Origin of the sequence: Scytonema sp. PRP1, assembly GCF_036697665.2 — a bacterium.
In the GTDB taxonomy this organism is placed as follows: domain Bacteria; phylum Cyanobacteriota; class Cyanobacteriia; order Cyanobacteriales; family Nostocaceae; genus Kalymmatonema; species Kalymmatonema gypsitolerans.
The window spans coordinates 23,854-41,386 of sequence record NZ_JBAHYJ020000044.1 but is presented as its reverse complement, the minus strand read 5'-3'; the positions used below and the strand labels follow the sequence as shown (position 1 = coordinate 41,386).

Sequence of the window (17,533 nt, the reverse complement as noted above, 5' to 3'; positions counted from 1 at the left end):
GGTGATTAACGACCACTTTTAAAAGGATTGGTATAAAGCTTGCCCTGGCACTCGACACCAACGTCAAACTTGCAATTTGAACGAGGATATGCTATGCACAGGAGTACATAGCCAATCGTCTCCTGCGCGGGTTTGAGGGCAACTCCTTTAGACTGATCCACCTCACCCTGAATCAAACGTGCTGCACAAGTGATACAAGCACCATACCGACAACCAACGGGCAACCGCAAACCTGCTGCTTCCACAGCATCTAAAATATATTGGTTTTCTGCAACTTCAACAACAAAGTTATTGCGATTCACAAGTTCAACTTTGTATGTTTTCATACATATCTTGTAGGGCAGGCATCTTGCCTGCCATATTTTCTTTTATATCCAAATATCAGAGGTGCAATCGCCACCAGGATAACGTATCTCATGAGCGCGAGATGGACCTGCTGGTTCTTTGCCAAAGTCAACAAAGAAGTTTTCGTTAATTTTCAATCCCCCGTTTTCAGTGTCACAGTCTATTTGCAATAAATATGAGCCAGTCTTGGATAACTCAGGGTAAAACTGATTGTCCCAAGTGCTAAACAGGGAATTGGTGACATAAAGCCGCTTGCCATCAAGACTGAGTTGCAGCATCTGCGGTCCACCAGCCAATTTTTTGCCCTTACTTTCCTCACTCTTGCCCAACAAGCCACCAACCCAAACTTGACCTGTCAGTTTGGGATGGGAGGGATCGCTAATATCATACTGGCGAATGTCTCCGTGTAACCAGTTGGAGAAATAGACATAGCGATCGTCCATTGAAAGTAGGATATCGGTAATTAAGGATGGTACAGGGATGGGCCAGCCTTCCACTTCAACTGATGGGATATCAATCACTTTCTCGACTTGCCAATGACCGTTGGGCTTGTGCCAATGCCAAACATTGCTGCTGAGTGCGGCACCAACAAACCCGTGAGTACTGTCGGGGTTATGGTGAAAGCGCACTTCTAAGGGGATGAGTCCTTCGTCACCTAAGTCAAAACTTTGGATAATTTCGTGTTTCGACCAATCCCAAAAATGCAGTTGACTACCGTAATTTCCAGCCGCCACATCCTTGAGGTCAAAGCCGGGATAGTAGGTTTTGGGTGCGCCCCACTCGCTACTCACCATGATATTATGACGCGGCTGGTACCAAAAGTCGTAATTAAAGCGCATACCGTTGGCTTTGCGTTCCCAGCGTCCAGCAATGTCAAAATTCTCATCAAGTAACAAAAAGCCACCAGGACCATTCCCTTCGCTGTCACCCAGCATGGAAATCATCACATGACTATCAGCTAGGCAGTGTACGGTATGCGGAGCGGTGAGGTTAGTTTTTTCCTTGATTTCTTCAGGTTCAATGATTTTATGAAGTTTCGGGGCTTTTGCATCCGCTGTATCTACAATGTGAATTCTGCTGGAACGTTGACCGGGAATAACCATAAAACGCCGAGATTTGCTGGCATCCCCATGACAAGAACTGCAAGCATTCCAGCCAAAATGATGCAGTTCATCACCAATATAAGGCATTGGCAGGCGGTGAATCACTTGCGAGTACGTTGGAGAGTTGGGGTCAACGTCTACGGTGGCAAGATAATCCGGCTCTTCGATACCTGTACCCGTATAGAGTGCAACTGTATATAGTACCTTTTCGCGTTCTGCTTTTATCGCTGCTTCTGGGGAAGCGTAGCCGGGACCGCAGCAAGCATGAGCCATATTTTTATATCTCCAACAACTTCTGAATCACAATACACAATCCTAATTTATATAGCGGTTTGCAACCCGGAGTAAGGTATAGAAAGAAATAATGAACCACAGATGGACACAGATGGACACAGATAAATTTGTACTTCATTCAATTGAGTTGCGCTATATAAAAACTACAGCCAAATTTGTAAGCCCAATTGTTTTAAATATCTTAAGCCCGACACAATCTGCTCACGCCTACCCCAAAGCTCTAAATCAAACCAGCCGTCATTTTCAGTATTGTTATCTAACATCGCTCCGGTAATGTTAACAGTTAATCCATAACAAGAAACTAGCCCTCCAATGACCGGATAAGAACTATAGTTTTTAGGAATACAAACTTGAAATTTAGCACGAGTGGTTTGTCCTTCTACCATAGTCAAAGCAGCTTTTTTTTCATCGTCTTCAATGTCGTCACTTGAATTGACAGAAGCACATAAAAGCTGTAGCTTATCTCTGTTTTTTTCTGGAAGGCTTTTGAGGTCTAACTGCAAAATTTCTATATTAAGTTCTTGAAGATAGGCAAGACCTGCTTCTACTTGTTGAGAAATTCCTTGAATTTCAAGATTAAACCAACCATCGTCTTCTGTATGAGCTTCTAAAACAGCTGCTGCAATGTTGATTGTTAAATCGTAACGAGAAATCAATCGCGAGACAATGGGTTGGCGATGGTAGTGCTGAGGAACCGTAATGTAGATATGACCTAATGTGGTATGAAAAATTGTAGATAATGCCATCACCCTAATTCCTCAAATTATCAGCAGTTTCACGAGCTGATATAAATCAAAAACTCCCCTAGCCTTTGAAATTTCCAACGGCAGAGTTATAAAATCCAGTTAATCTATAAAAATACTGTAGTTTATCATAACTCATTTTGCTTTTTAGGAGGTAGAGGAAATTGCAGCCATTACGACTTTAGGAAGAGAGTCTTAAGGTAGATGAGTTTTAGTCGCAGTTATTTCACCTTGGTGTAGAAGGGATGCTGCACAGAGGTAGGCGCGATGGCTAATTACCGACGAGACAAGTCTGGCTTAAGACAGCAGTTTGAGAAACTCAAGCAACAAGTCTCCATCAGTTTAACTCCAACAGCGATCGCTATCCTATACCAGACAGCAATGCTACTAGACCTTAAACTTCCACAATGGGGGTTTGAAGTTTTTGTTTGGATAAGGCAACAATCTTATGCGAAACATCTACCGATAGTGGTGTTAACTTCTTATAAGCAGCTGGACATTAATCGAGCCTATGCTCTTAGAGCAAACTCCTATTTATTTCAATCCATGACAAGATTTTTTTGTAATATCTAATACAGAATCGAGTCAAAGAGTGTACAACAGATGACAAGGAGAGCTTTGCAACAGAAAACAATTTTAGTCGTTGACGACGAATCGTCCGACCAATTTCTGATTCAAAGGGCGTTTAGTCACCTTAGTCCAGAATTTGATCTCCAAGTCGTGGAAACCGCAGAAGATGCGGTTCGTTATTTAGAAGGTAAGGAACCGTATCAGGATCGGGGAAAATACCCCTTACCCGTTTTGGTTCTGCTGGACTTAAGACTTCCTGGAATGTCAGGTTTGGATTTGCTCAAATGGATACGACAACAATCGTATTTAAAGGAGTTAGCAATTATAGCTTTGACGGCTTACGGTAACCGTGAGTTACCCGCGCGTATGACTTGGGTATCGATTTTTATTTGCTTAAACCAATACAAGCTAATAGTTTGGCTGAAATCTTATATGGACTTGGCTTATATGATAATAGTAATCAAATACAGTAGGCTTTCTGCTTTTATAGCTCTAAAGCTAAACTTTTAGCGTCGATTCCATGACGACGCCCAAAAGCTAATACGATTCAGTTAAGGATTTTGGTGAGAGTGGGTGATGTGTAGAGACGAGAGGTGGGGCGTCTCTACATTGTCGTCCTCATAAGGGTTCTGGTCTTATCACCAACCGTATTGCACTATAGTTGCTTTATGCTTGTGCTGCAGAATCAGAATGATTCAAGGCAGAACGAGCATTCAATGACAGCATTATGCGTGAAATACCGGTGGAGAGAATGCTGACACTTACCAATGTCCCAATCACCCAGGGTGCATTGAAGGGCCATTGGAACCAAATCATTGCGCCTAAGAGCAGGGTAATAACGCCGTTACCTAGTGCCCAAGTCCAGTTCTGTTGCGGACGTAACCGGAATGCCAGAACAAGCTCAAATACGCCTTCTGTAAGCAGAAAGCTACCTAACAATAGAGTCAGTGTGAGAACTCCTGTTAAAGGATAAACAAACAACATCACGCCCGTTGCAAAGTAGAGGATACTAAGCAGGAGTTTCCAAACAAAGCCTCCTTCATTACGGGTTTGAAACGCATAACTCAGTTTGGCTGCTGCAGAAGAAATCAGAATTAAAGCAATCCAAGTTTCAGCAAAGATTGTTGTAACTCTAGGCACAGCAAATGCTGCAATTCCTAGGACAGTCAGGAGAATGCCAATCAACAGTGAGTTATTGCTACCCTTGTTGATACCACCCTTGTTGATATCACTCTTGTTGATATCATTGATATCACCAGAAACGTTGGTTGTCATAAAAATCTTTTCCTTGTAGTTTATTGAACTCTATGATTAAGGCTAGAAAATTTCTCAAGAACTTTGTAGAACCCTAAGATATAAGCTGTACGAGGCTCTACCTCTCGCAAAACAGATGTATGAAAACGCAAGAGGAAGTATGTTATTCCTCCACTTTCCTACCTAGCCATATTTCCAGGATGAATTCTCCCCATTCTTCTGATGTCATTTATAGGGACGAAACGGCACGATCGCAACATATGGAAAAGTTACTCCTAATTTTTCCATCAAAAAACGGAGGAATGGAATGTCTTCACCTGGATTCGATACGTCTAACGCCTTAGTGGCTTTGTCCAACAATTTAGCTGACACTGTAGAGCAAGTTGGGGGTGCTGTTGTTGCGGTGAATGCTGGTACGCGTATTTCTCCTAGTGGTATTCACTGGCGCAATGGTATCATTGTTACTTCTGACGAGTCACTCCAGCGCTATGACGAAATCACAGTCACTCTATCAAATGGTAGTACTGTACCTGTCACAGTTATAGGGCATGACTCTAGCACCGATGTCGCTGTCTTCAAAATAGAAAATGCAGACATCCCGGTGGCGAACATAGGCGACGCCAAAACACTAAAAGTTGGTAATTTGGTACTGGGGTTAGGAAGAAGTAGCGAAGGTGACATCCGAGCAGCGATAGGTGCAGTCAGTGTTGTTAGTGGTGCTTGGCGGAGTATGAGCGGTGGTAATATAGACCAGTTCATTCGTCCAGACATCAGGCTTTATCCTGGCTTGGCAGGTGGACCACTCATCGATGCTGCGGGTTCTGTGGTAGGCATGAACACATCGGGGCGACGCGGTACTGCTCTTACTATACCCGCTTCTACAGTTAATCGAGTGGTTGACCAACTGTTGGCAAAAGGACACATTGCACGCGGTTACTTGGGTTTAGGGATGCAACCCGTACGCTTACCAAAAAACCTGAAAACAGCACTCAATTTAAGTTCTGCTGCTGGAGTGATTGTCGTTAATGTAGAGCCAAATGGACCTGCTGACAATGCTGGTGTGCTGATTGGGGATGTTTTGGTAACTTTGGATGGGACTCTTGTGAATGATACGGGTGATGTGTTGGCGCTTTTGAACAGTGGCGATCGCGTTGGCAAAACTATCAAAGTGCAGCTGATCCGAGCTGGTGCGTTAGTTGAGTTACCAATCTTCATTGGCGAAAGACCGGTGCTTTGAAGAGTAATACCAATTCAAAATTCACCCATTCAAAATTCACTCATCGGAACATGAGTATTGCAACAATGACACGCATAACTGATGAATTGGCTACAGTGGCTGAAAATCTACGCAAAGTGACTGTGAAAGTCCAAAGTAGCTCTTATGGAGGTGGTTCCGGCGTTATCTGGCAATCTTCCCTTCACCCCCTCCAACTCCCCCGCCAGCAGGGGAGAGATAAGGATAAACTTTTATTGCCGGGAACTGAGGGGGGTAGTTTAATTATCACGAATGCTCATGTTGCTACCAACAACCGAGCAACTGTGGAATTGTGGGATGGACGGGTATTTGAAGCTGTACGTACCAATATAGACCCCACAAAAGATTTAGCTGCTCTTAAAATTGATGCGACTGACTTACCGACTGCAACTATCGGCAATTCGGATGCTTTGCGAGTGGGTGAATTCGTCTTGGCTGTCGGGAATCCTTTTGGTGATAGCGGTGCTGTGACAAGCGGGATTATCCACGCTAGCCATCAACGTATGGTTATGGCTGATATTCGGCTGTTTCCTGGCAATTCTGGTGGTCTACTTGCTGACTGTCTTGGACGAGTCATCGGGATTAACACCATGATTGTAAACGGTTTGGGTGTGGCGATACCAAGCCTTGCTGTAGAAGGTTTTTTGCGTGGAAATCGTCAAAAGCTTGGTGTCACTGTGCAACCTGTGGTGGTAGATGCAACCAACAAACGCACCTTAGGTTTATTGGTGTTGTCTGTCAATTCTGGAAGTGCTGCTGAAGCTGCTGGTGTGCTTGTTGGTGATGTCCTCATGGGAGTTTCAGGACAAAGTTTTACCAGACTTGATGATTTAAGCAAGTATCTTGAGCGCACCGACAGCAGCGAACCATTACCGTTGCAGATTCTGCGTGGCGGACGGCAATTAGTTTGTCAGGTGGCGGAGGTGGTATGATACGTCGGGTGTTTGTAGTTGCTGCTTCCCCAGTGGTGCGGGCTGGATTGTCAGCTGTAGTGGCAAGCAGTTCCAAACTCACAGTCGTAGGCAGTGCATCAGATTTGGATGCATTTACAACGGAATTTGAGCAATTACAACCCGATGTTGTGCTGCTGGATGTGAGTGGCAACTTTCAGGAATTAGTCTGGGAATTGCTTTCCTCACAACAGCAGCAAGACCCAGTTGCAATGATTGTTCTTGCTGATGTCGATAGTATAGACTTTCAAGCAGCACTGCGTGCTGGTGTACGCGGCATATTACCAAGTACTAGCACAGAGTCAGAAATTGTCGCGGCTGTTGAGGCGATCGCTCTTGGGTTAGTGGTGATGCATTCTGATACTATCGAGTCTCTGCTTGCTTTAAAAGAGTCGAGTGTGCGGCAAAAAGAAACCGCAAATCCTGTGCAAGCACTGACACCACGAGAAATAGAGGTTTTAAATATGCTTGGTTCTGGATTGGGTAATAAGGCGATCGCCAAACGTTTAAACATCTCAGATCATACTGTTAAGTTTCATGTCTCATCTATTTTTCAAAAGCTGGGTGTCTCGACACGTACAGAAGCTGTTGCTGTTGGTGTAAGGCTGGGTTTGATTATGCTGTGAGACTACTGTGAACTACCACACACTCATCGGAGTACCGATTGAGTGTGGGCTTCCAACTTCACGGAGGAATGCCGCATCTTAGGCTTACGCCCGCGAATTGGTCTTACTTCCTCTCCATTGGCGTTAGCCTCCCCCGTCCCAGAGGAGGACAGCATTCTGATACCTTCTGCTCTAATATTTATTGCAGCATTGCCGTCCCGGTCATGATGAGTACCGCAACTGGGGCAAGTCCAACTTCTCACGTCTAGTGGTAATTCCGAGATTTGGTAATGACAATTAGAGCAAAGTTTGGAGCTAGGAAACCATCGATTAATTTCTATCAATGTCCCACCACTACGTTCTAGTTTGTAGGACAAGAAGTTGACGAAAGTTCCCCACCCCGTATCAGATATAGCATGAGCTAGTTTATGATTACGAACCATGCCCTTGACGTTTAGGTTTTCAACTACCACAACTTGATTGTTATCAACTATCTTTCTAGATAACTTGTGTAAGTAGTCTTGACGGACATTGCTAACTTGTTCGTATACCCTAGCGACAATCTTATTAGCCTTTCTACGACGATTACTACCTTTAACTTTACGTGCAGCAGTACGCTGTTTCTTGGCTAGTTTTTTCTCATATTTAGCTAAGTGTTTAGGATTCGGATATTTGGATACTTTTTCCCCATCATAGGTAATTGCAAAATCCTTTATTCCCAAATCAATACCAACTACATTCCCCTCTGATTTTGACGCCGGGTAGTCCCCCTCATACTCCATCAAGACAGAAGCATAGTACTTACCAGACGGGCATTTACTCACAGTGACTGTTTTGATGGTTCCGTCAAGTGGTCGATGTAGTTTAGCTTTGACAACACCTAATTTACCTGGAAATTTCAAACATTCATCAACCTGTTTTATTTTCTGTGGATACTGAATTGATTGACGGTGATGTTTTGATTTGAATCTAGGATATTTTGCTCTACCTTCAAAAAAGTTTTGATATGCACGGCTAAGGTTGAGACTCACAGACTGCAAAACTTGTGAGTAACACTCTCCTAACCATTCAGTATCTTTGTCTTTTTTAAGTGCTGGTAACAAAGAATTGAGTCCAGATTGAGACAAGCCTTTGCCTGTTGCTTTATAGGTTTCAATGCATTTATTCAACCCATAATTCCAGAACCATCTAGCACAACCAAAGTGCTGTGCAAGTATTTGAACTTGCTCCTCAGTAGGATACAAGCGAACTTTTACAGCTTGTCTTCTCATCTCAACTATTCCAAATATCGACCTGTTACTATTATATACATATTTCAGTAACAACACTCCGGAAATATTTGGCTATTCCTCATACATCTTCTTCCTCTCTTACCTGTGGTAAGAATTGGTCGAAGATGCAATCGTCATAGCCCGCCTTATATCCCGCCACTGAATGGAGTACCATTTCAGTGGGGGGGCGCGAAAAAGTTAACCGCAACTTGAGCCTAGAAAACACTTGCGCAACTGTCAACCGCAAGTTTAGAAATTCTCCTACTGGCACTTTTGGATAAAAAACTAACAGATACTTCTTAAGACATATCTTAATTCTAATTACCTATGTCTTAAGGGGTATTTTCATCATATCTATTATTAACCTAAGGTTAAGGATACTTCGGTTTTCATGGAGAACAGTTCATTTTTGAAAGTTGTGGATGAGGAGTGCGATAGAGCCCAAAGTTGGAGATAAAGTGCTGATTTTACGTCCAGCATATGTAGCTGGACGAGTTGGGAAAATCTGTGCCAAAGAAGTACTATCAGGCGCTCACCCTAGTGAACGCTGGCTAATTCAGGTAGATTCAGAAGACATTGTGCTGTCTTTGAGCCCAAAAGAATTTGAGCTAGTCAACGATGATTTTGAGATACTTTAGGTTATGTCTTTAGTTATGTCTGATGATCCGTTGCCAATTCCCAATTCTTTTTTGCTGCGTTTGAGCTGTTTCCAAAGTGCCTTAATCTTGTCATAAGCTTCTTGTGGTGCTAATTTCCCTGATGTTTCTAAACAACTGATATAGCTTACCTTCTGAGAAAATTCTTGGAGATTGGCGTTAAATACTAGATTTTCTGGCTTTATTTGACCGTAGTAGCGAGCGTGAGGGTAGAGAAGTTTTTCCTTGTCTCTTTGATTAGAGTTTTCCATTAATCTACCTCCTATTTATAATTTACTTTAATTGTATTTAATTTGAATTTAACTTCTGTAAATTTTATAACAACGTAAACCAGTAATAATTACGTTGCATCCTCCGAAAGATATATTTTTATCTACTAAATAGATAAAAATATGAAAAATGAGAGCGACAAATAATTTCTTCTCTACATCTTGTTTTGATTAACCTGTATTCTAAATTAACCGTTTGTGTATAAGCTTTTCCGATTATTTCACCACAGATTCGTTTCTTAACCTAAAGTTAATAATTAAAATACAATAAGTCGGCAGATTTACCGTATTATCATAAAGTTCTTAAGACTATAACATGCCAGCGTCAAACACAATCTAGCTACCTTTAGCTTGTTTCCACCCAAGGCGCTGGTCAATTGAAAGAAAATATACCACCAAAGATGATTTGGAGAATAGGCTTTGTTAAGGCTGGGTAGGTAGGGGTCACCTTGTGACGAACCGTAACCGAACTGTATTAGATGAACGCCACCCAGTGGAGAGAATACCTGAGAAAATGGTAATCGCAACCGCTTTCAGTGATACCTCATCATGAATCCTACAACTCCAGCAGCAACCCAATCGCGCAAAGCCGACCATATCCGCATCTGTTTAGAAGAAGATGTACAATTCCAGCAAACCACAAATGGACTAGAACGCTATCGTTTCACCCATTGTTGCTTACCCGAACTCAACCTTGATGAGATTGACATCAGTACTACCTTCTTGGGGAAACAGCTTCTTGCACCAATGCTGATTTCTTCTATGACAGGAGGAACTGAACAGGCGGGAATCATTAACCATCGTTTAGCGGAAGTTGCCCAGCATTATAAAATAGCGATGGGTGTTGGTTCCCAGCGTGTGGCGGTGGAAAAACCCCAAGTTGCTGATACCTTTGCCGTTCGCAAGTACGCCCCTGATGTTCTGTTGTTTGCCAATTTGGGTGCAGTCCAACTGAACTACAGTTATGGTTTGGATCAGTGTTTGCGAATTATTGATATTTTAGAGGCTGATGCCTTGATTTTGCACCTCAACCCGCTACAAGAATGTATTCAACCTAAAGGTGATAAAAATTTTAAAGGCTTGCTTGACAAAATTAGCATTCTATGCTGCAAATTATCAGTACCCGTAATTGCTAAAGAAGTGGGCAATGGCATCTCCTCGGCAATGGCAGAGAAACTCATTGCTGCTGGAGTCAAGGCGATTGACGTGGCTGGTGCTGGTGGGACATCTTGGGCAAAGGTGGAAAGCGAACGGGCAGAAAATTCTTTGCAACGCCGTCTGGGAAGCACATTTGCAGACTGGGGTTTGCCAACGGCGGAGTGTATTACTAGTATTCGTGCGATCGCTCCTGATGTACCTTTGATTGCCTCGGGCGGATTACGTCATGGATTGGACATAGCAAAAGCGCTGGCACTGGGAGCAGACATTGCTGGGTTGGCAATGCCTTTTCTGCAAGCTGCTGCTGTTTCCGAAGCTGCTGTTTACGACTTAGCTGAGGTGTTACTTGCCGAAATCACGACTGTGTTATTTTGCACTGGTAACGCTACACTAGAACAACTGAAGTGTTCCAAAAGTTTACAAGAAATAAAATAATAATAAGAACCCTTAGTTTTTAGGTTGTTGGGTGATAGATGTGAACAATTGAGTTTAATAGAGTGGAAATATTAAGAAGATACAGAGTCAAGTCATTAGTTCTCAATTTCTAAGTCTAAGCACTAATGACAAAGTAGAGACGCTTCAAACAGCGCGTCTCTACAATAACAAATGACTAATGACTAACAACAAATATGCCTAATTTTCTCAAACAAACTTTTGCCAGCTTAATCGGAAGCCTACTGGGGCTGTTCATTTTCTGCGGTCTGGGAACGACTGGACTATTGTTGCTAATATTTGCAGCAGCTTCATCCAAAGATACGGGTCCTGTTGTCAAAGATAAGTCAGTGCTGGTTTTTGACTTGTCAACAAACATCACTGATGGGGAGCCAAGTTCTAGCGAATTTCTTGAGAACGCATTATCAGGTGAAGAGAACAAAAGGATGTCACTCCGCACTGTTTTGAACACGTTGGAAAAAGCACAACGTGACAAACGAATTGTGGGAATATATTTAGATGCTAGCCGCGCGACAGAAGGTAGAAGCACTGGCTTTGCCACTCTTAAGGAAGTCCGTCAAGCGTTGGAGAAGTGCCGCGCTGCTGGGAAAAAGATTGTGGCATATGGCGTGGATTGGGGGGAAAGAGAATATTATTTAAGTTCGGTAGCTGATAATATTGTTGTTAATCCGTTAGGAGCAATAGAAATTAACGGTTTTAGCACGCAACCGTTATTTTTTGCAGGAGCATTAGAGAAGTACGGTATTGGGGTTCAGGTCATACGAGTTGGCAAGTTTAAAGGAGCAGTTGAACCGTATTTACTTACAAAGCTGAGTCCAGAAAACCGTGCACAAACTCAGCAATTGTTGAATGATGTTTGGGGTGAGTGGCGTGCTACGGTAGGAGCAAGTCGCAAAATGAAGCCGCAACAATTGCAGGCGATCGCAGATAGTCAGGCTTTGTTGTTGGCAGATGAAGCGAAAACCAATCGTTTGGTGGATAAGGTAGCGCATTTCGATCAGGTAGTTGCTGAACTCAAGCAGTTGACCAACAGCGACAAGGAAGATAAAACATTTCGTCAAATCAGCTTGAGAGAGTATGCTCAAGTTCCTGGGAAGTCCTTTGGTGTAGAACGCGACTCCAAAAATAAAATAGCAGTGGTTTATGCAGAAGGTGAGATTGTCGAGGGTCTAGGAGATGGTGGAGATGTAGGAGGCGATCGCTTTGCCAAAATCTTCCGCCGACTGCGACAGGACAAAGATGTTAAGGCTGTCGTCTTGCGGATCAACAGCCCAGGTGGTAGCGTCACGGGTTCTGAACAAATGCAACGGGAAGTCCGGCTGACGAATCAGGAAAAACCGGTTGTGGTATCGATGGGTAATGTCGCCGCCTCTGGTGGCTATTGGATTGCAACAGACTCCAAACGGATTTTTGCTGAACCAAACACAATTACAGGTTCCATAGGTGTGTTTGGACTACTCATGAATGCCCAAAAGCTAGCCAATAACAACGGTATCACCTGGGATTCAGTGAAAACAGCCCGTTATGCTGATAATCAAACAGTTGCTCGTCCCAAATCACCGGAAGAATTGGCACTATACCAGCGCAATGTTAACCGCATCTACAGTCTATTTTTGAATAAAGTAGCACAAGGTCGTAAACTCCCACAGCAAAAAGTGGCTGAAATTGCTCAAGGACGAGTTTGGTCTGGTGCAGCGGCGAAGCAAATAGGTTTGGTGGATGAAATTGGCGGTTTGGATGCTGCTATTAAATACGCTTCTGGTGCGGCGAATCTGGGAGAAAATTGGGAATTGCAGGAACATCCCAAAGGAGGCACTCTTAAAGAACGCCTGTTTGGACGAGTTAGTGAAGAAGCGCGAACTGCTTTAGGAGTGAATAAAGCGCAACTCAAAGCACCAGATCCGTTAATGGCTGAATTCCAAAAACTGCAACAGGAATTAGCAATATTGCAAAAGATGAACGACCCACAGGGTATGTATGTTCGCTTACCCTTTAACTTACGGATTGAGTGATATCTAGAGATTGGAGGGCAAGGGAACAAAGGGAAAAGGAGGAATTTTCTCCCTCATCCCCCTCATCTCCCTCATCTCTCTACTCTCGATAAAGAATGAACACCCAGCTGACAAGAGCCGCGTGGATGTGTAAAGTAGTTGTGGACTACTTACCATGCACAACAATTTATGCAACTGCCTAAAGACATAAAAACTAAACGCCTTTTGCTTCTCGTTGTTTCCTGTAGTTTAGCTGGTGTGATTGTAGGAGGCACCACAAGTTGGGCAGAGAGCAATTCGTGTTTACAAGCCAGTACAGTGACGAGTGAATGTCTGACCCAAGACCAAACGAGTAGAACTATAGAGGGAATGAGTACCGGCTTGATAGTTGGGGCTGGGGCGGCTTTTGGTGCTGCATGGCAACATCGGCATGAAGATTAAAAGTGCTTATTATACTTCTTAACTTGTAGCTGCGCCCAAGCGCAACTACAAATTCATTACTAATGACTCAATTGATTGACACTCCCACGGCTTGAAGCCGTGGGGTTCTTGGTTCATCCACTTGAAGCAAATTACATGCGTTTACCCTGACGCTGAATATTGGTATCCCTTAATTCCAAGTCTTTGCGTAGCTTCTCGTTTTCTTTTGCTAGCTGATTAATGAATACTTGGTCAATTAGGTCGATGTTAGCGGTGGTGTAGACGTTGACGCCGCGCTGTTGAGGTGGTTTCTCGTTATATCGGCTTACGTACAACTGCTCTAACTTGCGCCCGACGTCTAACAGCTTAGACTGAGTACAGTTTAACTGTAACTGCTGACACCTTTCACTAATAGTGATGCGAGGAGCTACAGTACTTACTTCTGCATAGGATTTTTCGGCTACAAAAGCTGATGTGCAGGTGATAAGTAAAGTTGCAAATATCACAATGACGGTTTTCATATCTCAGTGCAATGAGAAAACTTATTTTCATCACCTACTGTAACTTAGGAAAGCACTTTGAGTGCGTGGTAGCCGTAATCGCTTTGGGGACACCTTTATTAACTAAAAGACTATTAGGGCTATAAGTACGTGGGCTGAATTAAATATAAAACCACTGTAGGATGCGTTAGCGTTAGCGTAACGCATCAAATTGGCGGGTTTAGTGCGTTACGGCTTCGCCTAACTCACCCTACACTATCTTCAATTTGTTTTCGCCTACTTACTTATTGACAACAATTTATGGAGAAAGCTTCTAATTTATTACTTAAAGTTTCGCGCCGTTTATTTAAAAATCTAGATGAACAAGAGAAATTTGTTGATGCTTTAATTCATCCCAAACCTTTCCATCCCTGCATTCTTTGGTGTCAGGAAAAGCCGGAGCAATCTCCCTTTTCTGTGGAAATGCCCACGGCTTGGCAACCACAATTCATAGACCGTTTATCCTTTGGAGAAAAACCCGGTCAACATCCGCTGCACGCACAGGGATATTTTTATTGTCTAGATTTTTCTTCTGTATTTGCGGCTTCTATTTTGTTAACAATTCCTAGTCCTCTCAAGTTAGTTTTTGATATGTGTGCTGCACCTGGAGGAAAGAGTGTCTTTGCTTGGAAAGGCTTGCAGCCTGAATTGCTCATAAGTAATGAAGTCATTGGCAAACGCTTAGGAATGTTAATTTCTAATTTAAAGCGTTGTCATATTAACCCCTCTGCTGTGGTTAATAAAGATTCTAGTATTTTAGCTGAAAAGATATCTTTATCTAGTGATTTAGTAATAGTAGATGCGCCTTGTACTGGGCAATCATTACTTGCTAAAGGGGAGAAGGCACCAGGATGTTTTCATCCAACAGCTATTAATAAAAGTGCGAATCGGCAAAAGAGGATTATAGCCAATTCTGCTCAAATTGTGGCACCGCAAGGGTATCTTGCTTATATGACTTGCACCTATTCTCCTGAGGAAAATGAGGAAGTTTGTGAATGGTTTTTAGAAAGGTTTCCTGAGTTTCAAGCGGTGGAGATTAGTCATTTACAAAGTTATCAATCGCATTTAACTTCTGTGCCTTGTTATCGGATGTTTCCTCAGGATAGGTTGGGTGCAGGTGCGTTTACAGTGCTGTTTAAAAATACTCAAGAGGGTGAGAGAAAGGAGATAGATGTAGAGGTTTTATCTACGATTTGGATGAACACAAACCGCGAGGACATTAACGAGTAATATCATGTCTGGAAGTTCATAGTGAGGAATGCGCGTCCTCTCGACTAAAGCAACGTGAGTTCGACGAAACCTAACCCCAACCCCTTCCCTACAAGGGAAGGGGCAAAAATCCGCAACGCACGTACGAGCATAATAGGCTTTTTAAGCCTCTCCCCGCTTCGGGGAGAGGTTTGGAGAGGGGTCAAATCAGGATATATCGAACTCACGTTAAAGCAAGGACTAAAGTCCTTACTACAAAAAGAAATCACAGATAAATACAGAAAAACACAGATATGTGAGATTTATCTGTGTCTATCTGTCAGAAGCACTTTGCACGGGGCTTCGGCTTCTGTAAAATTTTTAGCTAGCTACAACTTGAATGTTGACTGTTGCTGTCACGTCAGAATACAGCTTAATTTCAGCCTCATAAGTACCTAACTGACCAATATCGGGTATGGTAATACCACGCCGATCTATTTCCAGTCCTGTGCTTTGTTGAATGACATCTGCCACGTCTTGGCTGGTAACAGTACCGAAAATAGCTTCGCCTTCACCAGCCTGCTTAGCAATTTTGAAGCTTTCAACTTTTTCCAAAGCTGCTTTTTGCTCTTGGGCTTGTTGCTTCAATTCTAATTGCCGCTGACGTTCTAACTCGCGGCGACGTTCGACTTGCTTAAGAATACCAGGAGTGGCACGAGTTGCCAAACTTCTGGGAATGAGATAATTACGAGCATAGCCAGGAGCAACTTCTACTAAGTCGCCAGATTTGCCTAGCTTGATGATATCTTGAGTTAAAACTAACTGTACACGTTTCGCCATCGTTGTTCTTTTTTCTGTGCTTTCTCTAAAATCTTAATTGCTTGGGCAACAGCCGGATAGTTCGCTAGGAGTGTAGCTGTCTTCCAAGGAGCTTTGCGTATAGCCCGAAACTTACAAATGATAGCGAAATGTAGGGCGCGATCGCAACTGTTCCCTACACGAAAAATAAACCTAGTGTCAGAAGTCAGAAGTCAGAACTCAGAACTCAGAACTCAGAACTCAGGAGAAAAAACTTACATCACCAAGGTTTGAACCTATTTCTAACTGTCTAGTTATTTTTGTTGTCCCATACTACTTTCTGAGCATCCTTGTATTGTATCGTTTAGCAAAGACTAATGACAAAGATGTAGAGACGCGCTCTCATGAAAGCGTCTCTACAATGACTAATGACTAATGACTAATGACTAAAATTTATCTTTCATTCCTCGTATCCACGCAAAGGTTTGCACGGAGTCACGATTGTTAGCAGCTGATTGTAATGCTGGCTGATCCCAACGTAAAAACGGATTTGTATGCTTTTCCACGCCCAAAAGCGAGGGAACAGTCGCTTCTTTCCGACTCCGGGACGCCTTCACCTCGTCGTAACGAGTTTGTAAGTCGGCGTTTTGTGCATCTACGGTGAGGGCGAATTTTAGATTGTTCAGAGTGTATTCGTGGGCGCACCAGACGCGGGTATCATCAGGTAATGAGCGGAGTTTGCTTAAGGAGTCTACCATTTGCGTTGGTGTCCCTTCAAACAAGCGACCACAACCACCTGCAAACAGAGTATCGCCGCAGAATAACTCACCCGTCTCACCTGGGTTTTCTGGAGGAAAATAATAGGCAATATGAGCGCGAGTATGTCCCGGAACGAAGATCACCTCAGCTGTTCTTTGTGCAAATTCGACGCGATCGCCTTGTTGTAAAAACACCTGCTGTCCTGGTATTCTCCCTTTATCTTCAGCCCCACCATAAACTGTCACATCAGGGAATTGTTGCATCAGTTCGCGGTTCCCTCCTACATGGTCATTATGATGGTGCGTGTTAAAAATCGCCACCAACGACGCTTTTAATTCGTTCAGTTTCTGCAAAACTGGTTTTGCTTCGGCTGGATCGACAACAGCAGCAATATTTTGGTTTGGATCGTGCAGCACAAAGATGTAATTATCTGAAAGTGCTGCTAAACGGATGACCTGCATTTCCTCTGCCTCCCTATTGAAACACTTGTCTTGCTGATAAAGTCTCGTTCGGACGCAAATTCCATTCGCCTAGGCAATCTTGCACAAGTGTCATCTATCATATTTTTTCTTTGACGAGAGCTTGAACAGCCCATGATCCATCATAATTTATGACCGTACTTTTACTGAAAACCTATTTATCCCTGGTACTAGTGCAGCGCGGTGAAAATAACTATCCAGTTGAAAAAGGTTAAAAAGCTTACTGTACAAGCAATATTCCTACTAAGGCAAGGGCAAAGCCCTACAGCTCCCGCTGACGAATTGCACTACTACCATCAATTTATGAGTAAAATTTCTCTGGGAGTAACAGCAAATACAAAGTTATAGTTATTTCGTTTATTTTGTCTTTTAAAGATACTCAAATTTTGCAGAATTAGGAACCCAATACCAAAAAGCAATATGCAATGAATTA

The 17,533-nt window shown here is 43.0% G+C and carries 19 protein-coding genes; 10 read left to right on the top strand and 9 right to left on the bottom strand.

Annotated elements, in window-relative coordinates; translation table 11 throughout:
• Positions 1 to 5 precede the first annotated feature (5 nt).
• The 3 genes from V5G28_RS08500 to V5G28_RS08490 all read right to left on the bottom strand — a co-directional run bounded on the left by V5G28_RS08500 (position 6) and on the right by V5G28_RS08490 (position 2,488).
• Complete coding sequence (locus tag V5G28_RS08500; RefSeq protein WP_332994947.1) at positions 6 to 326, bottom strand: 2Fe-2S iron-sulfur cluster-binding protein; 321 nt, start codon at positions 324 to 326, stop codon at positions 6 to 8.
• 42 nt (positions 327 to 368) lie between these two features.
• Entirely contained in the window at positions 369 to 1,721 is a 1,353-nt protein-coding gene (locus V5G28_RS08495) for a selenium-binding family protein (RefSeq protein ID WP_332994945.1), read from the bottom strand.
• A 164-nt stretch (positions 1,722 to 1,885) separates the two neighbouring features.
• Positions 1,886 to 2,488 carry an NIL domain-containing protein gene (locus V5G28_RS08490; protein WP_332994942.1) on the bottom strand — a complete coding sequence of 201 codons (603 nt, stop codon included), beginning with the start codon at positions 2,486 to 2,488 and terminating at the stop codon, positions 1,886 to 1,888.
• A gap of 264 nt (positions 2,489 to 2,752) precedes the next feature.
• Here V5G28_RS08490 and V5G28_RS08485 point away from each other — a divergent pair, with 264 nt between their 5' ends.
• Positions 2,753 to 3,058, top strand: coding sequence for a hypothetical protein (locus V5G28_RS08485; protein ID WP_332994939.1), 306 nt, complete (start codon positions 2,753 to 2,755; stop codon positions 3,056 to 3,058).
• Positions 3,059 to 3,088: 30 nt separating this feature from the next.
• Positions 3,089 to 3,565, top strand: coding sequence for a response regulator (locus V5G28_RS08480; RefSeq protein WP_336230119.1), 477 nt, complete (start codon positions 3,089 to 3,091; stop codon positions 3,563 to 3,565).
• Positions 3,566 to 3,721: 156 nt separating this feature from the next.
• Here the strand turns inward: V5G28_RS08480 and V5G28_RS08475 are convergent, their stop codons facing one another.
• Positions 3,722 to 4,330 carry an HdeD family acid-resistance protein gene (locus V5G28_RS08475; protein WP_332994935.1) on the bottom strand — a complete coding sequence of 203 codons (609 nt, stop codon included), beginning with the start codon at positions 4,328 to 4,330 and terminating at the stop codon, positions 3,722 to 3,724.
• 286 nt (positions 4,331 to 4,616) lie between these two features.
• Between V5G28_RS08475 and V5G28_RS08470 the strand changes: the two genes are divergently transcribed.
• The 3 genes from V5G28_RS08470 (at position 4,617) to V5G28_RS08460 (ending at position 7,140) form a co-directional block, all read left to right on the top strand.
• Positions 4,617 to 5,546: a S1C family serine protease gene (locus tag V5G28_RS08470; protein ID WP_332994932.1), complete on the top strand. Its 930-nt coding sequence runs from the start codon at positions 4,617 to 4,619 to the stop codon at positions 5,544 to 5,546.
• 65 nt (positions 5,547 to 5,611) lie between these two features.
• On the top strand, positions 5,612 to 6,496 hold the full coding sequence (locus V5G28_RS08465; RefSeq protein WP_332994930.1) for a S1C family serine protease: 885 nt from the start codon (positions 5,612 to 5,614) through the stop codon (positions 6,494 to 6,496).
• A complete protein-coding gene (locus V5G28_RS08460) occupies positions 6,496 to 7,140 on the top strand; it encodes a response regulator transcription factor (RefSeq protein ID WP_332995055.1) in 645 nt (214 codons plus the stop codon). Before V5G28_RS08465 ends, V5G28_RS08460 begins: the two co-directional genes overlap by 1 nt.
• Positions 7,141 to 7,163: 23 nt before the next feature.
• Here the strand turns inward: V5G28_RS08460 and V5G28_RS08455 are convergent, their stop codons facing one another.
• Positions 7,164 to 8,390 (bottom strand): RNA-guided endonuclease InsQ/TnpB family protein, encoded by a 1,227-nt coding sequence (locus tag V5G28_RS08455; protein WP_096563672.1) that lies wholly within the window; start codon positions 8,388 to 8,390, stop codon positions 7,164 to 7,166.
• A gap of 458 nt (positions 8,391 to 8,848) precedes the next feature.
• On the opposite strand from V5G28_RS08455, the gene V5G28_RS08450 reads away from it, so the two are divergent.
• On the top strand, positions 8,849 to 9,028 hold the full coding sequence (locus V5G28_RS08450; protein ID WP_332994926.1) for a hypothetical protein: 180 nt from the start codon (positions 8,849 to 8,851) through the stop codon (positions 9,026 to 9,028).
• On the opposite strand, the gene V5G28_RS08445 is transcribed toward V5G28_RS08450, so the two are convergent.
• The gene (locus V5G28_RS08445; RefSeq protein ID WP_332994924.1) at positions 9,025 to 9,297 is read right to left on the bottom strand and encodes a DUF7219 family protein; all 273 of its coding nucleotides are present in this window, start codon (positions 9,295 to 9,297) and stop codon (positions 9,025 to 9,027) included. The genes V5G28_RS08450 and V5G28_RS08445 overlap by 4 nt on opposite strands.
• 567 nt (positions 9,298 to 9,864) lie before the next feature.
• Here V5G28_RS08445 and fni point away from each other — a divergent pair.
• The 3 genes from fni (at position 9,865) to V5G28_RS08430 (ending at position 13,358) form a co-directional block, all read left to right on the top strand.
• Entirely contained in the window at positions 9,865 to 10,908 is a 1,044-nt protein-coding gene (gene fni, locus V5G28_RS08440; RefSeq protein WP_332994922.1) for a type 2 isopentenyl-diphosphate Delta-isomerase, read from the top strand.
• A 194-nt stretch (positions 10,909 to 11,102) separates the two neighbouring features.
• A complete protein-coding gene (sppA, locus tag V5G28_RS08435; RefSeq protein ID WP_332994920.1) occupies positions 11,103 to 12,938 on the top strand; it encodes a signal peptide peptidase SppA in 1,836 nt (611 codons plus the stop codon).
• Between the two features lie 168 nt (positions 12,939 to 13,106).
• Positions 13,107 to 13,358, top strand: a complete 252-nt coding sequence (locus V5G28_RS08430) for a hypothetical protein (protein WP_096563678.1) — start codon at positions 13,107 to 13,109, stop codon at positions 13,356 to 13,358.
• A 131-nt stretch (positions 13,359 to 13,489) separates the two neighbouring features.
• On the opposite strand, the gene V5G28_RS08425 is transcribed toward V5G28_RS08430, so the two are convergent.
• On the bottom strand, positions 13,490 to 13,858 hold the full coding sequence (locus V5G28_RS08425) for a hypothetical protein (protein ID WP_332994917.1): 369 nt from the start codon (positions 13,856 to 13,858) through the stop codon (positions 13,490 to 13,492).
• 279 nt (positions 13,859 to 14,137) lie between these two features.
• Between V5G28_RS08425 and V5G28_RS08420 the strand changes: the two genes are divergently transcribed.
• Positions 14,138 to 15,106 carry an RsmB/NOP family class I SAM-dependent RNA methyltransferase gene (locus V5G28_RS08420; RefSeq protein WP_332994915.1) on the top strand — a complete coding sequence of 323 codons (969 nt, stop codon included), beginning with the start codon at positions 14,138 to 14,140 and terminating at the stop codon, positions 15,104 to 15,106.
• A 339-nt stretch (positions 15,107 to 15,445) separates the two neighbouring features.
• Here V5G28_RS08420 and rplI read toward each other — a convergent pair whose 3' ends face one another.
• Positions 15,446 to 15,904 (bottom strand): 50S ribosomal protein L9, encoded by a 459-nt coding sequence (rplI, locus tag V5G28_RS08415; protein WP_096563681.1) that lies wholly within the window; start codon positions 15,902 to 15,904, stop codon positions 15,446 to 15,448.
• Positions 15,905 to 16,308: 404 nt separating this feature from the next.
• Positions 16,309 to 17,082, bottom strand: a complete 774-nt coding sequence (gene gloB / locus V5G28_RS08410) for a hydroxyacylglutathione hydrolase (RefSeq protein ID WP_332994911.1) — start codon at positions 17,080 to 17,082, stop codon at positions 16,309 to 16,311.
• Between the last annotated feature and the right edge of the window lie 451 nt (positions 17,083 to 17,533).

Coding starts and splice junctions, on each gene's coding strand:
- V5G28_RS08500 (WP_332994947.1), bottom strand. CDS start 326: ATGAAAACATACAAAGTTGAACTTGTGAATCGCAATAACTTTGTTGTT.
- V5G28_RS08495 (WP_332994945.1), bottom strand. CDS start 1,721: ATGGCTCATGCTTGCTGCGGTCCCGGCTACGCTTCCCCAGAAGCAGCG.
- V5G28_RS08490 (WP_332994942.1), bottom strand. CDS start 2,488: ATGGCATTATCTACAATTTTTCATACCACATTAGGTCATATCTACATT.
- V5G28_RS08485 (WP_332994939.1), top strand. CDS start 2,753: ATGGCTAATTACCGACGAGACAAGTCTGGCTTAAGACAGCAGTTTGAG.
- V5G28_RS08480 (WP_336230119.1), top strand. CDS start 3,089: ATGACAAGGAGAGCTTTGCAACAGAAAACAATTTTAGTCGTTGACGAC.
- V5G28_RS08475 (WP_332994935.1), bottom strand. CDS start 4,330: ATGACAACCAACGTTTCTGGTGATATCAATGATATCAACAAGAGTGAT.
- V5G28_RS08470 (WP_332994932.1), top strand. CDS start 4,617: ATGTCTTCACCTGGATTCGATACGTCTAACGCCTTAGTGGCTTTGTCC.
- V5G28_RS08465 (WP_332994930.1), top strand. CDS start 5,612: ATGACACGCATAACTGATGAATTGGCTACAGTGGCTGAAAATCTACGC.
- V5G28_RS08455 (WP_096563672.1), bottom strand. CDS start 8,390: ATGAGAAGACAAGCTGTAAAAGTTCGCTTGTATCCTACTGAGGAGCAA.
- V5G28_RS08445 (WP_332994924.1), bottom strand. CDS start 9,297: ATGGAAAACTCTAATCAAAGAGACAAGGAAAAACTTCTCTACCCTCAC.
- fni (WP_332994922.1), top strand. CDS start 9,865: ATGAATCCTACAACTCCAGCAGCAACCCAATCGCGCAAAGCCGACCAT.
- sppA (WP_332994920.1), top strand. CDS start 11,103: ATGCCTAATTTTCTCAAACAAACTTTTGCCAGCTTAATCGGAAGCCTA.
- V5G28_RS08430 (WP_096563678.1), top strand. CDS start 13,107: ATGCAACTGCCTAAAGACATAAAAACTAAACGCCTTTTGCTTCTCGTT.
- V5G28_RS08425 (WP_332994917.1), bottom strand. CDS start 13,858: ATGAAAACCGTCATTGTGATATTTGCAACTTTACTTATCACCTGCACA.
- V5G28_RS08420 (WP_332994915.1), top strand. CDS start 14,138: ATGGAGAAAGCTTCTAATTTATTACTTAAAGTTTCGCGCCGTTTATTT.
- rplI (WP_096563681.1), bottom strand. CDS start 15,904: ATGGCGAAACGTGTACAGTTAGTTTTAACTCAAGATATCATCAAGCTA.
- gloB (WP_332994911.1), bottom strand. CDS start 17,082: ATGCAGGTCATCCGTTTAGCAGCACTTTCAGATAATTACATCTTTGTG.